Annotated in this window: 16 protein-coding genes; 1 reads left to right on the top strand and 15 read right to left on the bottom strand. The window is 68.0% G+C overall.

Annotation, left to right across the window (positions count from 1 at the left end; translation table 11 throughout):
* Positions 1–139: 139 nt before the first annotated feature.
* The 9 genes from ACZ7GX_RS33910 to ACZ7GX_RS33870 form a co-directional block, all read right to left on the bottom strand.
* Positions 140–886 (bottom strand): DUF72 domain-containing protein, encoded by a 747-nt coding sequence (locus tag ACZ7GX_RS33910; protein ID WP_498782807.1) that lies wholly within the window; start codon positions 884–886, stop codon positions 140–142.
* A gap of 26 nt (positions 887–912) precedes the next feature.
* On the bottom strand, positions 913–1,365 hold the full coding sequence (locus ACZ7GX_RS33905; protein WP_498782805.1) for a hypothetical protein: 453 nt from the start codon (positions 1,363–1,365) through the stop codon (positions 913–915).
* A 41-nt stretch (positions 1,366–1,406) separates the two neighbouring features.
* A complete protein-coding gene (locus ACZ7GX_RS33900) occupies positions 1,407–1,715 on the bottom strand; it encodes a hypothetical protein (protein ID WP_498782803.1) in 309 nt (102 codons plus the stop codon).
* A gap of 78 nt (positions 1,716–1,793) precedes the next feature.
* Positions 1,794–3,680, bottom strand: a complete 1,887-nt coding sequence (locus ACZ7GX_RS33895; RefSeq protein ID WP_498782801.1) for a DNA/RNA helicase domain-containing protein — start codon at positions 3,678–3,680, stop codon at positions 1,794–1,796.
* A 150-nt stretch (positions 3,681–3,830) separates the two neighbouring features.
* The gene (locus tag ACZ7GX_RS33890) at positions 3,831–3,977 is read right to left on the bottom strand and encodes a hypothetical protein (protein WP_498782799.1); all 147 of its coding nucleotides are present in this window, start codon (positions 3,975–3,977) and stop codon (positions 3,831–3,833) included.
* A 369-nt stretch (positions 3,978–4,346) separates the two neighbouring features.
* Positions 4,347–4,679, bottom strand: coding sequence for a hypothetical protein (locus ACZ7GX_RS33885; RefSeq protein ID WP_498782797.1), 333 nt, complete (start codon positions 4,677–4,679; stop codon positions 4,347–4,349).
* Positions 4,680–4,745: 66 nt separating this feature from the next.
* Entirely contained in the window at positions 4,746–5,771 is a 1,026-nt protein-coding gene (locus ACZ7GX_RS33880) for a hypothetical protein (protein ID WP_498782796.1), read from the bottom strand.
* A 476-nt stretch (positions 5,772–6,247) separates the two neighbouring features.
* Positions 6,248–6,436, bottom strand: a complete 189-nt coding sequence (locus tag ACZ7GX_RS33875) for a DUF397 domain-containing protein (RefSeq protein WP_498782794.1) — start codon at positions 6,434–6,436, stop codon at positions 6,248–6,250.
* Positions 6,433–7,275 (bottom strand): helix-turn-helix domain-containing protein, encoded by an 843-nt coding sequence (locus tag ACZ7GX_RS33870; protein ID WP_498782792.1) that lies wholly within the window; start codon positions 7,273–7,275, stop codon positions 6,433–6,435. Before ACZ7GX_RS33870 ends, ACZ7GX_RS33875 begins: the two co-directional genes overlap by 4 nt.
* A gap of 134 nt (positions 7,276–7,409) precedes the next feature.
* Here ACZ7GX_RS33870 and ACZ7GX_RS33865 point away from each other — a divergent pair, with 134 nt between their 5' ends.
* Positions 7,410–7,706, top strand: a complete 297-nt coding sequence (locus tag ACZ7GX_RS33865) for a hypothetical protein (protein WP_498782790.1) — start codon at positions 7,410–7,412, stop codon at positions 7,704–7,706.
* Between the two features lie 82 nt (positions 7,707–7,788).
* Here the strand turns inward: ACZ7GX_RS33865 and ACZ7GX_RS33860 are convergent, their stop codons facing one another.
* The 6 genes from ACZ7GX_RS33860 to ACZ7GX_RS33835 all read right to left on the bottom strand — a co-directional run bounded on the left by ACZ7GX_RS33860 (position 7,789) and on the right by ACZ7GX_RS33835 (position 13,592).
* Positions 7,789–8,568: an ESX secretion-associated protein EspG gene (locus ACZ7GX_RS33860; protein ID WP_498782788.1), complete on the bottom strand. Its 780-nt coding sequence runs from the start codon at positions 8,566–8,568 to the stop codon at positions 7,789–7,791.
* Positions 8,565–9,851: a PPE family protein gene (locus tag ACZ7GX_RS33855; protein WP_498782786.1), complete on the bottom strand. Its 1,287-nt coding sequence runs from the start codon at positions 9,849–9,851 to the stop codon at positions 8,565–8,567. Before ACZ7GX_RS33855 ends, ACZ7GX_RS33860 begins: the two co-directional genes overlap by 4 nt.
* A 13-nt stretch (positions 9,852–9,864) precedes the next feature.
* The gene (locus ACZ7GX_RS33850) at positions 9,865–10,407 is read right to left on the bottom strand and encodes a DUF3558 domain-containing protein (RefSeq protein ID WP_498782820.1); all 543 of its coding nucleotides are present in this window, start codon (positions 10,405–10,407) and stop codon (positions 9,865–9,867) included.
* A 35-nt stretch (positions 10,408–10,442) separates the two neighbouring features.
* Complete coding sequence (locus ACZ7GX_RS33845; protein WP_498782785.1) at positions 10,443–10,805, bottom strand: PE domain-containing protein; 363 nt, start codon at positions 10,803–10,805, stop codon at positions 10,443–10,445.
* 257 nt (positions 10,806–11,062) lie between these two features.
* Positions 11,063–13,048 (bottom strand): GmrSD restriction endonuclease domain-containing protein, encoded by a 1,986-nt coding sequence (locus ACZ7GX_RS33840; protein ID WP_498782783.1) that lies wholly within the window; start codon positions 13,046–13,048, stop codon positions 11,063–11,065.
* A 118-nt stretch (positions 13,049–13,166) separates the two neighbouring features.
* Positions 13,167–13,592 carry a hypothetical protein gene (locus tag ACZ7GX_RS33835; RefSeq protein WP_498782781.1) on the bottom strand — a complete coding sequence of 142 codons (426 nt, stop codon included), beginning with the start codon at positions 13,590–13,592 and terminating at the stop codon, positions 13,167–13,169.
* Positions 13,593–13,603: the final 11 nt, after the last annotated feature.

Raw genomic sequence — 13,603 nt, 5'->3', positions numbered from 1 at the left:
CGCCTCGGCTGACCGCGCCTCGGCTGACCGCGCCTCGGCTGACCGCGCCTCGGCTGACCGCGCCTCGGCTGACCGCGCCTCGGCTGACCGCGCCTCGGCTGACCGCGCCTCCCCTGAGCGCGCCTCGGTTGACCACGGCTCAGTCGAGGCGTTCGGCGAGCGCGAGGGCGTCGAACGGCGCGGCGCCGCCCATCGTGTTGTCGAAGTAGACGTACACGTCGCGCTCGGCCGACCACTCGCGGAACCGCGAGGCCCAGCGGTCCAGGGCCGCGTCGGAGTACGCGCTGACGTACAGCTCTTCGTCGCCGTGCAGGCGGGCGTAGACGAAGTCGGTGGTGAGCTCGCGCGGCTCAGGGAAGCGGCCCGCGGATTCGGCGACGACGAGCGCGACGTCGTGCTCTGCCAACAACTCCACCAGCTCGGGCGTGTCCCAGCTCGGGTGCCGGACTTCGAGCGCGTGCCGGACCGGCGGGTCCGGCAACAGGTCCAGGAACGCGGCGAGCCGCTCGGGCCGCCACGGCAGCGTCGGCGGCAGCTGCCACAGGATCGGCCCGAGCTTCGGGCCGAGGTCGAGGACGCCGGAGCCGAAGAACTCCTCCACGTCCTCCCGGACGTCGCGTAATCGCTTCGTGTGCGTGATCTCCCGATGCCCCTTGACGGCGAACACGAAGTCCTCGGGGGTGCGTTCGAACCACGACTTGAAGTCCGTCGGCTTGCGCAGCCCGTAGAACGAGCCGTTGATCTCGACCGTGTCGAAGCGGCGTGACAGGAACTGCAATTCCAGCCGCTGTTGCAACCCGCGCGGGTAGAACTCACCACGCCACTCGGGATAATGCCAGCCGGAGGTGCCGATTCGGATCTTGCCCACGGTGATCTTGTTGCCCATCCGGGTCACCGCCCAAACGTGTTCGGCTAGAAGCCCGCGCCGTCCAAGGCGCCACTCACCACGCGATCGACGCGCGCCTGTTGCGGATCACGCGCCAACGCCTCCGTGCACGGGCAACCGGCCAAGTCGTTGCCGCACAGGTACACGCCGAGCACTCGCAGGCTGCGCGCCGTCTGCCGCAACCGCGCCGCACCCCGCAACCGCACCTGCCCGTACACCGCCTTGGCGAGCTGGTACGGCACACCGGGCCCGAGGTCGACGCACGCCTGGCTGTCCAACTCCTCCGCCACGTGCGCGATGGGTCGGCACCCGTACGCCCGCGCCGACCGCACGAGCCGCTGGTCCAGCCTCGCCACGAGCCGCTTGGCCACCTCGTCCCGCCACGCGCGGTCGGCGCGGAGGTAGGCCACCAACTCCTCGACGCGCACGGGATCGGGCCGGGGACGGCGGGCGCGCGCTCTTCGTCGTTGCGGAGTCATGACACTGAAGATCGTGTGTCCGAAACCGTCGTGAGCACCCCTCACCCACCTGCGCGGCCAAAGCACCCGCGTGCAGTAGCGGCCACCCACTCAGAGACGTCACCGTGCTCGACCACGATGCAGCGCTCCGCGGCCGCCGTTCCCGCCGCGCTCGTTCCTTGACCAGCACCTTCGCCCGCTGCGAGAGCAGGGCGTTCCGGCGACTCCAGCGCGCCCGCTTCGACGAGGCGTCGCACGGCCTCGTCCACGTCACCGGAGTCGTCGACCAGACGGAGGACTTCTTGCGGAGCGCCCTCGGAGACGAGCGTGGAACGCAGATCGGACCGGGTCGGCAGGCTGTCGTTCGACACCCGCCCCACCGTGCCGGCTCGTGTCGACGGCTGTTCAGGGCCCTTGCACCTGGACGATCAGTGAACGGGAACCGGAGCTCAGCGCGCCATCTTCTCCAGGTACTCCTGCGTCTCCGGATCGGTCGAGTGGACGCAGATCCCGCGCATCCCCCGCGTGAGCAGCACCTTGTAGGTGTTCCTGATCAAGTCGTGGAAGTTCGCGTCCGCGGCCTTCTTCACCGCCGGGTCGTGGGAGTGCGCACGACGAGCCACCCAGCGGTCGTCCCGCCGGACGAAGTCGGGGCCGAAGATCACACCTGCCCAGTCGTACTCGAACCCCTGCGCCGTGTACACGCAGCCCACCTGCCCGAAGCCGCGCTCGTCGCTCGCCCAGTAGTGCGACTCGGGCGCGTCGGGAACCCGCTTGCCCGGCTTCGCGTTCCACGGGCGGGTCCAGTCGCCGATCCGAACGTCCGGCACGAGGACCTTCGTGCCGTTCACCGTGGCGGGATCGCTCCACTTCCAGCAGTAGCCGGCCGCGAGGCGGGCGGTGCCGCCGAACCGCGCCCGCTGCGCCAGCAGCCAGTCCTCGACTTCGGCCGGCGTGGAGGCGGCGTGCACGACGAAGTCCTCGTCGTCGCGCGTCACGATGTCCGACCAGGCGGTCGCCCGGCGGCGGCCGATGTCCAGCAGACCGGCCGCCCACGCGTCGAAGAACTCCGACCCGCCGCACCGGTACTGACCTGCCAGGTGCACGATCTCCACGTCGCACCCCAGCGCACGCGCCGCGGCCGCGATCTCCCGCTCCGAGCCCATCTCGCCCGGACGGACCACCTGGTGCTCGTCGAGCAGGAAGACCGGCACCCACGCCGCGTCGATCAGCTCGGTCACCTGTCGCCGCGCACGCTGTCGGGCTTCCGCCTTGGTGTAGCGGTTCACGCTGGTCTCGCGAACGCGGTGCGCCTCGTCGCAGATCAACACGTCCAGGCCACGCGGCTCGGCGTCCATGAAGCTATTGAAGTACTTGAACATGCTCTGCACCCGAGGCGCGCGTTTGCCCGCGAGCTTGCGCAGCGTGTTCGTGAACGCGCTGGAACCGGTGGCGTGGTAGACGCGGCGGCCGAGTCGGGCCAGTTCGCCGAGCAGGCTCAGCGCGATGACGCTCTTGCCGGAGCCTGGTCCTCCGAGCACGATCACGACGGTCTGCGTCCGGCTCGTCCGCGCGCGTTCGACGGCTTGCATGACGGAGCTGTAGGCCACCTGCTGCTCATCGATCAGCACGAACTGCTCGCGGTCCTGGATCTCGCGGGCCGCCAGGTCGAGCAGCGGCTTCGACGGCGCGTGCCTCGCGTTCAGCAGGTCTTCCGCGGCTCGGCCCGCCGCGTCCCTGGTGGTCGGGTCGGGGTCGAGCAGCGACTTCAAGTGGTCGGCCATCCGCGACCGCGTGTCCATCGTGTAGAGGCGGCCGTAGTCGTCCATGCCGTACTGGGACAGCCGCCAGACCCCGGACTCCAGCGCGTTGTGCAAGTACGCGAGGCCGTGCACCGCTCCCGGCTGCTCCGCCAGCGCGGGTGTGGAGTCGACGAGGTACTCGCAGTACCGGCGCACCTGCTCCACCGGGTGCAGGACCGGTTCCGGGTACTGGGGCACTTGCACGAGGTCGTCGCCGACGGGTTCGGCGCTCGACCACTGCTTCAGCTCGACCAGCACGTAGGACGCGGTGCCCCGCCGGGGGTGCGTGCCGCACAAGACCACGTCGACCCGCTTGGGGTTGTGCGGGAGCTTGTGCTCCAGCAGCACTTCGACGTGCCCGAGACCCGCCTCCACCACATCGGTCAGGAACGCGGGCAGGCTGTTCTGCCACGACCGCACCTCGGCCCGGCCGACTCCCGACTCGAACTGGATGCGGGCCTGCTCCTCCAGCACGGTGTGCAGCCGATCGGCCATGTCGAGCAGGTTCTGCGCACTGCGGCGCACGAGAGCCACCGGTTGATCCCCCACCTGGGCACGCGGAATACACGTGCGGGTGGGGGCAACGACGAGCGTGCGCTCGGTGCCCGGCGGGCCGCGTGCCGAGGTTAGCGCGGCAAGAGATCAGACGGCCCACCGGTGCCCCGGCACAGGTGCGCCGAAGCGCTACGCCACGGACACCGGCGCCAGGCGCAGCACGGCGTGCCGGCCGGCTCGGTTGAGCACCGAGGACTCCTGGATGGAGAACACGATCTGCTGTTCTTCGACCAACGCCGGCAAGCAGATCGGGAGGATCGCCGGGTGCAGGTTCATCAGACCGCACGATCATGTCGTGGTGGCCGTAGGTGATCGCCGCAGCCACGCGCAGAGTATCTGCTCAACACGTCGTGGGCCCTCCACGGACAGTTGCTCCGGTCCGCGGTGCCACCGGTTTCCTCGGCAGCTTTCGACAGCGCCTCGTTCTGCTTCCGGAGCCGGTGACAGTGCTTCGGGCGCGGTGTCGTCGGCAGCACTGGCGACCCCTGCCCCGGCAACACCGCCGGGCCCTGAGCCGCCGATGCCGGAGACCTCGACCGCACCGACTGCTGCGGAGACGTGGCTACGCCATTCGACGCACCGGGATGTGTCCGGCCGGCACCGCCACGGATCGCGAACACCCGTGGCCGGTGCCGGTCGCCCGCATCAATCGGTCATCGGTCCAGCCTGTCGGCTCTCTGCACCGTCGCCGGTAGCAGGCCATCGCACGTCCGCGTCGTCACGGGTCACGACCGTTCCACCGGGGTGGACGGTGCTGCTCGCGTCCTCACGCTTTTCGGCCAACGCGCGCAGGGCTCGCTGCGTCATCTTCACCTGCGGGTCGCTGCGCTTCCAGTCGATCCAGCCGACCTTCCAGCTCCTACCACCGAGCAGCAGCAGACGAGGGCCTTCGCCCTTCTCGGTCAGCGGGGCCAGGTCGTTGCGCCCGATCTCGCGACGTCCGTGCAGGACGGTGAACTGGGGCGGCGCGGTGAACACCGCCGCACCATCTCGGTCCAGTCGAAGCGCAAGTCACGGCTGCGCGTTGAATCTCTGAGTGCTCGCTCAGCGGCCTTGCCAGATTGGATGCATGTACTGACGGCGATCGTGCGGTGCTTCCTCAGCGGTGAAAACCTTACTGGCGGAACGGTATACGCAGTCGATTCCCAAGCGGTGCATGAACTGGATACCCTCTGTGTCGGGGCGTTCCGGGAAAAGAGCCATCAGTCGGGTGACCGGTTCGGGGCTGCTTGCTGCGTAGTCGAGCAGTTGGGCGACCGCTTCACGAACCTTGCCGTGAGTGCTCAGGCTCTTCGCTTCTGCCACAACGACATCGGAGTCGATCGTGTAGTAGAGATCAGCCCGCTTGCCGCTTGCTGTGACGAAACTTGTCATGGCGACGTGCGGCTGGGATTCACGGAACTCGGCTATGAGCTGGGCTTCCACCCGTTCCTGAGCGTACTTCCGCGCGGCGATTTCGTGCCAGACGATGTCCACGTGGGTCCGCTCGACGGGGATGACGCGAGATGAAGTGCCGACCAGTTCGGCTGTTGCGATCAGCTTCGCGTCCAGTTCGGCTTCCGTCGAGCTGGGGTTGAGTCGGAATGCGCGTATGAGGCGGGCAGCCTTCTCGTGGTCGACCACACGTTGACCATAGACGTAATCGCCGCGAGTGAAGCCGTCGATGCTCCACAGGTCAGTGATCGGGTAGTCAGTGATCTGCACGTTCAGAACACTATAGACGTTAACGAAGCTGTCGCTATTGGCGTGCTGTCGCCACATGAGGTCGGCGAGTCCCTTGTTGCGGAACAGGTGTCCGATCTCGCCGGTGGCTTTGACCTTCTTCTCTCCAACGAAGATCACGACACCGCCGTCGCGAAGGCGTTCCATCGGCTTGTCATGACGCGAGATGGCCCCCCAGAAGTGGGCTTTGCCGGATGGGTGGAGCGACATGAGACGGTCAAAGTCGGCTGGCGGCAGGAGATTCCGGTACCTGCTTTCGGTGAAGTCGACCGAACCCTCGATCGTGTTGTGGAAACGCTCACGCGTCTCACGGTTTCCGTAGCAGGGCGCAAGCAGCGCAAGCGTCATTGGCCACCCACCGGTCTTCACTCGATCGTGTCGGTGTTGACCATATGTCCTTGGGAGGTGTTGCGTCATCCCTTCGGTAGACATGAGCGGACGAACCAGGTGCCCAGGGATGCTTCTTCAGGTATCTCCCCAGGTAGGGTCCATACGACGCGGAATGATGGGGCGTTCCTCACGGAGATGCCGGGGCCGGAGATGCCGGGGCGACGTCATCGACGAGGTCGGCCAGAGGCCAGTAGCGGCGGACTGGCGGGTGGTGCCAGCCGTCGAAACCAGCGTCCAGCAGCGCCGCTGATGCCGCGCTCCACGTGACCAGCGGCCGTGCCCGCGAGAACCGGCCGCACCTGGCCTCGGTATCCCCGGCTGCGCGACTGAACCGGGGATACCGGGCCAACGGCAGTTGCAGCGGCTCGACTCAAGCCGGGTACGGGCCTTGGTGATCGACCGGACTTACCTCGTCCGACCAGTCCACTCGCAACTCAGGCGTTCTTCAGCGCGCGCACGAACGCCCGAAACGAGTCCGCGCTCACGCTGAACCGACCCGCTTCCGGAGCCTTCGAGTCACGCAAGCCCACTGCGTCCGTTCCGAGTGCCACCTCGACGCAGTTCACGTCACCCGCACTGTGGCTGCTCTTGTGCCAAGGAGCCGTGCCGTCGAGCTGGATCATCCGCTGCTCCCTTCGGCGATGGATCGCATGAGATCTACCGAGCTTGGCGCATCAAGCGACACGGCCAGCAACATGTCTGCGGTCTGCTGGTGGAAGTGCACCGCTGCCGGGTCGTCCAGGAACATGCCGGAGGTTCGCGACTCGACATAGGCCATGGTCGGAGAGTCCTCGAATGTCATGATCACGAACGAGCCGCTGAGGCCAGGGTGGGTCACGACGTCGCTCGGGATGATGCGCACGGCGATGCCAGGGCGCTCGGCAAGCTCGATGAGGTGCCGGATCTGCCGGGTCATCACGTCAGGGCCGCCGATCGGTTGGCGCAACGCCGCCTCGTTCATGATGAGGCAAAGTCCGGGCGGTTGCCGGCGAGTCAGCAGGGCTTGCCGGGCAAGGCGGTTCGCCACGCGGGACTCGATCTCGCTCTCCGATTCGTGAAACTGGAGGGCGGAGATCACCGCGCGGGAGTAGTCGGCCGTCTGGGCCAGCCCAGGAACCAGGATCGGTTCGAAGTTGATGATCTTCGACGCCCGCTGCTCGAAGTCCCAGTAGGTTCGGCTCTGGGCGGACAGGGGCGCGACGAGCAGACCGTGGCCGTTGCCGCCTCGTGCTTGGGACAGCAGGCGTTCGCGGACTCCGCCCGTGACGCCGATGATCGCCAGGATCGATGCCACCTCTTCGCTCGTCGCTTCACGCTTGCCGTTCTCCAGGCGGCTGATGGTGCTGATGGAGACTCCGAGCCGGTCGGCCACTTGTTGCAGCGTCATCCGCGCCGCCTTGCGGTGTCGCTCCAGTTCGAACCCGATTCCCCTGGTAGCGACGCCAGACCGCTTTGGTGCCATCTTCAATCCCTTGCACAGGTAGCAAAAAAATCTCAGTCAGTTCATAGCAAAGCAGCTTTGAACTGCGGAAACATCACTCGAATGGGCGGTCTTAGGTCCTTGTCGGAACCGTGCGAGGCTGAAATTCTCGCCCCATGAACACAGTTGAGGAAGATCGAGTGCTGCGGCGGCACCTGGCGGCCGTGCTGGTCGGCGTGCTCTACAACTCCGACCGGAAGTCGTTGCAGATGGCGCGGGCGGAGACGCACCGGCTGGTCGGCGCGGTGACCACGTGCCTGGGCACGCACCCGCTCGATGAGGCGGGCCGGTGCGGCGTGTGCGAGTCGTCGGAGTGCGTTCTGCGCAGTGATCTCCGGCTCGCGCTGATGCCGTTCGACGGCGTCGCGGAGGAGAGCATCCTCGACGTTGCCGGTATCGAGCGGAAGAAGTGATGACGCCGGAGAAGCCCGTCGAGGACATGACGATGGCGGAACTCCTGACCAACCAGGTCGATCAGGAGTCCGTCGAGTCCGATCAGCCGGTGAGGCTCAACAACTCCGACACCGCGTGAACGAGCCGTTGCGGGTCGGCCGGGCTCAGGGTGGACCACTCGCGTCCGTCACCGGACGGGCGGCGGGTGAACTGCCACCGTCCCTCCGGTGTGTCGTAGAACGACACCGCGTACGGTCCGCGGTTCCTCGGTCCCGGTCGGCCGTGCAGGGTCGGGCGGACCGCCGCGCCGAACTGGCCCATCCGCTGCACGTTGCCGAGCACTGAGCCGATCTTCTGCGCGTCGGACCGGGGCAGGCCCGCGTCCCGCAGCGCGTTCTCCAGACGGGTGGAGGACTCACCGGCGGCAACCGCCGCACGTTCCAGGTCCGCCGCAGGAAGGCTGATCGACCGTGACCGGGGTGTCGGGTGCGGCGGCAGCAGTGACACCACCGACGCGGCGAGCGCGGTTTCGTCGATCCGGCTCAACGCCAGCGCGTCCGAGGTCAGGACGGCCGACACCGCGTGCCCGCGCCGGGCCGCCGCGACTGCGCGGACCCGTGGGCCGGAGTCCAGTCGCAGGCGGGCGTCCACCTCGCGTTCCGGACGCGACAACAACTCCAGCGAGCCGGCCAGGCGGGCGTCCAGTTCGCCCCGCTCGGCCAGCCCGCGTGCCTCCAACGAGCGCCACGCGTCGTTGAACAACGCGCGGCGCTCGTCCAACGTCGCGCCGTGGGAGGGGATCGACAGGATCGTGGGGTACTCGCCCAGCTTCAGGTGATCCCAGCACAGCTCGAACTCCAGCCGGGACAGGGTGAACCTCACGGGCCGTCGTCCCCGATCACCGGCGGCGCGACCCGTGGCATGGAGTCCTGACCCCAGACGTCGTCCAGCTCTTCCAGGTAGGGCGCGGCCTTGTGCTCGATGTCGTCCTCACCCCGACCGCCTTGCGGCGCGCCGGCCATGCCCCCCACCATCGGAGTGCCCGCCGCGCCCCTCGGGCCTACCGCACCACCACCGGTACCGGCCCGGCTGGCGTGCTGGTCCCCGGCGATGCCGGAGGACGAGCCGGGGCCGAAGGGCTGGCCGCCGTGACCGGGCTGGCCCGGAATACCGGGCAGACCGCCGCCGAACCTGGGCGCGTTGCCAGGCGGGTTACCGCCGAATCCCTTGGGAACGCCCGGACCGGTGCCCTTGCCGGGAGGGTTGCCGCCGGGCGGGTTCCGCCGGTCGTGGAAGCCCGGGACCGGGTTCGGCCTGATCATGCCGGGTGGTGGCACCGCGACCGGCGGTTGCGGCGGTCCGGGCGTGTAGGGCGGGGGAGTGATCGGTGTGGGGCCCGGTCGGGGCGCGACGTCCGGTGTCGTCCCGACTGCCGAGGTGTTGGTGTCGCCGCCGATGGGCGCGACGGCCGGGGGAGTGCTCACCGGCTGCTGCGGCGGGGTCGTGGTGGTCCGGCTGGGGTCGGTGGAAGTGGGCGTGCTCCACCGGCCGTCCGAGAACTGCTGGGAGTACCGGCTCTGCGCCTCGGACTGCTCGAACGTCGGCTCGGTGACTTGCGTCGTCACTTGGGGCGGCGGCGTGAACTTGCCCAGCAGGCTTACCGCCGAGGACGCGCCGTCGCGGTAGCCGTTCATGACTCGGACCGCCTCGCGCTTGGCCTCGTTGGCCTGCTGCTCCTGGACGTCCTGGTCGGTCTGACCGCCGACCAGGTGCGTGAAACCGGCCGGGATGCCGAGGAAGTCGTCGTTCGCCGTGGAGGTGACCTCGACCGGTTCCGGCATCCGCGTCTTCGCGCCGCCGTAGTGGGAGGTCTGGGCGGAGAACGCGTTGTGCGTCTCGACGCCGGCGACGCGGGCGTCCTCGGCCCACTGCACCAGCGGAGCCGCGCTGCCGGTGAACCGCTCGCCAGCCGCGCCGACCCAGACCGCCCCCGCGTCCCGGATCGCCGACTCCAGCTCGCTCTTGGCGTTGCCCATCACCGCGCGGAAGCTGTTCCAGGCGTCGTCCACGGTCTGCGCCGCCGAGTGACCCGGTCCGCCGTGGATCTTCTCGTAGAGCTGCTTGTGCGACTGCGCGTCGAAGTTGTGGTTGCCTATCCCACCCATCGAGTGCTCCCCCTCACTTCACCAGGTTCTGCATGGCCGCTTCCGCGAGTTGCCGCGCTCCGTCACACGGCTCGGGGAAGCGATCTTCGAAGCCTTGATCGACCGAGAAGGCGGCGACGAGGTACTGCCCATCCGCTGTGTCGACCATGACGTCGCAGGCGGCTGGATCGGACGGCACGGTCACGGTGATCGCGGGGAAGCCGAGGATCGGTTCGATATCGGTCGGCTGCCCGGTTCGTTCGCCACCGGTCCACGCCTCGATGCCCTCCTTCGTCACGGGGACCAGACGGTTGCCTGCTCCGGTGACAGACCACGAGCATGCTGTGGTCTTGTAGAAATCGCTGGTCACCGGCCTGCCCTGGCGGTCGATCTTGAGCCCGGGCAGTTGCTCGGCTGTCAGGAGCGTGCAGGGCTGCACACCGTCGAGCCTGACCTCACGCGGTCGTGCCGACGATGGCTCGGCTGATGGCGAGGACGTCTCCGCTGCGGCTGTGGTGGTCGTTTCGGGAGTCGGCGTCCCCACGAATGGACTGCATGCCGACACGAGCGCCAGCATGGCGAGCACACCGACAAGAGATCGACGCATGACGCTCAGATGCCCCTGTCCTGCTGCATGGTCACGGTGTTGACGTCCTCGACCAGGTTGTAGGTCTTCGCGGCCTGGTCGAGTTGATCGATGCTCAAGTTCAGTTGGGAGATGAACTTCGCGGTCACGTCAATTGCCATCGCGGCGTTGTCCGCGAAGGTGCTCGCTGCATCGCGTGACACGTCATCGTCGGCCACTGGTCGTCCACGGAGGTTCTCGCGCTGGTTCTCCAAGAAGTCCCGGACGGTGTCGCGGACGGCTTCGTAGCGGGCCTTGAGAGCCAGGATCTGGCCCGGCTGGACCTGCATGGTGACCGGTCCGGCGTACGCCGGAGCGCCAGCTCCGCCACCACTTGCCACGAACGGCATGAGTCTCCCCTCCTCCTGCCTTGGACACTGTGCGCACATGAGACGTCGCTGTGCGTGCCCAGGTTCCCACACGGCAAGGCTGCCGAGTGGTGGAACCAGGCGACTCGGCTCACGAGCGAATGAAGTATCCCGACCGGCGGCCTCGGAGACCGGGTGATGATCCATTCTTCCGACGTGTTCACTCTTATGAAGTAATCGTTCATGCGAGGAACCGTCGTCTCGGCACCGGATGAGCGCCGGTCGAACACCCAGTCGTGTCAGTCGACGCTGATCACGGGGAAGATCAGTTGTTCGCCTTCCCACCGCTCGACCTCCGGCTGCGTGAGAGCCGCGATCGGACGGCTGTCGCCGCGCTCCCGCTCGAGCACCTTGCGCCACTCCGGCAGGGTGCCGGTGACCACGAACGGCCCGATCGGCACCTCCAGCAGGTCGTCCTGCACTCGGACGGGGGTGCTCTCGCCGGCGATGACCAGGTCGCCGTCCACCCCTGCCTCGGCGGCGGCGACCACGTCCTCCAGGTCGGCGGCGGACATCGTCCCCGACCACGTGCCGCTGTTCGTGCGTGCCCGTGCGAGCAGGACGTCGTCACCAGTCGTGTTGTCGTACCACTCGAACTCTAGGACGGCGCCGGACAGCGGGTCGGTGGACTCGGACGCCGGGGACAGCCACGACGGCCGGAACCTCTCCAGCAGGTCCGTCATCGCGTCGGCCAGCAGGCGCCGCCGCGCGCTCAGGAACGAGCGGTAGCGGTCCGCGTCCCGCAGGTCCTCGTCCACGGGGATGAGGTGGGCGGTCAGCTCCTGGTCGCCCAGCGTCGGGAAGTAGTCCCGCGGCGACCTGTGGCTGATCTTCCGGTTGGCCTTGCCGGAGATGAAGGCGAGGTTGGCCAGGTCGTTGATCTCGCCCTTGCTGTACTTCTCGGGGTGGTTCTTCAGCGTGGCCTGCGGGTGGATGTGGTGGTACTCCAGCGCCTGGCTGCCCTCGGCCGCCGCCGAGATGCCGATGCTGCCCCACCAGTCCTTGGCGCCCGCTTCCTTGGCGACCAGGAAGCTCAGGAAGAAGTACGGGCTGCCGACGGTCCGGCCCGCGAGGTCGTCCGGTCCGATCGACACGCCGCTGGTGACGCCCAGGTTGTCCAGCAGTCGGCGCACCGGGTCCTCCGTGCGGGCCGCCGGGATGTCCTGCCCGAGCCGGGTGTCGGTCGACCCGCTGTACCGGTTGCGGATCGTGGCCGCCAGGAACCAGAAGAGGATGGCGTCGGCCGTGCCGCCGTCCAGATGTTCGTCCTCTCGCTCACCGAGCAGGACGATCAGTGGCAGCAGGACGACCATCGACGGCAACAGCTTGCTGTGCGAAGCGCCGAGGTTGTTCTGCAGCAGGGGCACGAGGTGCCGGAGCCCGCGCCGCACCGTGGCCCAGCCGCGGTCGAGTTCGTCGTCGGTCGCCGCCACCAGACGTGCGTGCGACCAGGCGGAGAGGCCCCGTCCCAGCACCGCGCCGGTGAGGGCCCTGGTGAGGAACGTGACGTCGATGTCGCCGTAACCGCGGTCTGCCCAGTGCTTCGCCTCTTCCTCCAACTTCTGCAGCACCCCCGGCCACCGCGCCGAGAGGGTCGCGAGCGCCAGGTCCGAGGTCTTCAGCGAGCGGCCCCCGCTGTTCACGCGCACGAAGATCTGCGTGACCTCGTCGTAGGGGAAGTCCCGCAGCACCTCCATGTGGAACTTGTGACCGGGGATGGCGGCGAGCTTCTGCAGCCGCTTGCTGATCTCGTTCGGGGCAATTCCCGGATTGCGCTCGTGCAGTTCACCGACGAGCTGCCACTGATCTGCTTCGGGCTTGAGGACGTCGTAGACCTTGATCCACCGGGGGTCCTTGGCCGTGGCCGCGCTCTGGTTCTGGAACTTCTCGGTCTCGACGTTGAAGACGATGGCGGCCTGCGGGTGATCGGTGAAGACCCGGTGCAGCGACGTGACGCGCTGTTGGCCGTCCAGGAGGTAGAGCGGTACGACAGCGGCCTTGCCCGCCGGACCGCTGATCGCGGCTTCCCTGGTCTGCGGCGCCTCGTCGGTCTGCCAGAAGAGCAGGGACCCGGACGGGTAACCGCGGTAGAGCGACTCGACCAGCTTGGCCACCTGGGTCGGCTTCCAGACATAGCCGCGCTGGATCTCCGGCAGCCTGATCTCGCTCCGTTGGATCCGGTGCACGAGTTCGCTGACCTCGAGTTCGGTCTTGGCAACAGGCATTCAGGCGGCTCCCGACGTGCGCGTTCGACGATGCACGTGTCATCGCTGGATGGTGTTTCACCGTTATCCGGTTGATCAGAACTTCCGCAAGCTGCCGGTACGCGAGCCAATCCTGGTATCAGCGGGGTGCTGGGAAAAGGGCACGTCCGAGGAAGAAGAGAACACCCGCCGCCGCCGAAGGCGCGGCCAAGAGGAACAAATAAGCCCACACCTCACCGGTGAACCCGACCTGCCGACTTCCGTTCGTCACCGTCATGACGAGCAAGAACCACGCGATGACGGCGACGATCAGCGCGCCCGCCCAACCGCCGGCCAGTGCCCGCCTGGCCGCTCCCGCGCCGTTCACGTCGAGGTACTCGCCCTGGACGTAGGACCGCGCCGCGAGCAGGCTCACGGAGGACAGGAGCACCGCGAACACCGAACCGCACCCGGCGATCCAGACCAACGCGTTGATCGGGTGGTAGGCCGTCGGCAACGCCCGACCGAACCCCACGATCGCCCACGCGAGCGCCAGGCACGCCACGAGTCCCGCGGCGCCGAGCACGGCGCACCGGC

It is taken from the genome of Actinosynnema sp. NPDC037264 (assembly GCF_055603705.1).
The sequence above is the reverse complement of the archived record's forward strand: the minus strand, read 5'-3'. Positions and strand labels throughout refer to the sequence as shown.

Bases quoted from the DNA above. Each gene is read 5' to 3' on its own strand.
- ACZ7GX_RS33910 (WP_498782807.1), bottom strand. From the start codon at position 886: ATGGGCAACAAGATCACCGTGGGCAAGATCCGAATCGGCACCTCCGGC.
- ACZ7GX_RS33905 (WP_498782805.1), bottom strand. From the start codon at position 1,365: ATGACTCCGCAACGACGAAGAGCGCGCGCCCGCCGTCCCCGGCCCGAT.
- ACZ7GX_RS33890 (WP_498782799.1), bottom strand. From the start codon at position 3,977: ATGAACCTGCACCCGGCGATCCTCCCGATCTGCTTGCCGGCGTTGGTC.
- ACZ7GX_RS33880 (WP_498782796.1), bottom strand. From the start codon at position 5,771: ATGACGCTTGCGCTGCTTGCGCCCTGCTACGGAAACCGTGAGACGCGT.
- ACZ7GX_RS33875 (WP_498782794.1), bottom strand. From the start codon at position 6,436: ATGATCCAGCTCGACGGCACGGCTCCTTGGCACAAGAGCAGCCACAGT.
- ACZ7GX_RS33870 (WP_498782792.1), bottom strand. From the start codon at position 7,275: ATGGCACCAAAGCGGTCTGGCGTCGCTACCAGGGGAATCGGGTTCGAA.
- ACZ7GX_RS33865 (WP_498782790.1), top strand. From the start codon at position 7,410: ATGAACACAGTTGAGGAAGATCGAGTGCTGCGGCGGCACCTGGCGGCC.
- ACZ7GX_RS33855 (WP_498782786.1), bottom strand. From the start codon at position 9,851: ATGGGTGGGATAGGCAACCACAACTTCGACGCGCAGTCGCACAAGCAG.
- ACZ7GX_RS33850 (WP_498782820.1), bottom strand. From the start codon at position 10,407: ATGCTGGCGCTCGTGTCGGCATGCAGTCCATTCGTGGGGACGCCGACT.
- ACZ7GX_RS33845 (WP_498782785.1), bottom strand. From the start codon at position 10,805: ATGCCGTTCGTGGCAAGTGGTGGCGGAGCTGGCGCTCCGGCGTACGCC.
- ACZ7GX_RS33840 (WP_498782783.1), bottom strand. From the start codon at position 13,048: ATGCCTGTTGCCAAGACCGAACTCGAGGTCAGCGAACTCGTGCACCGG.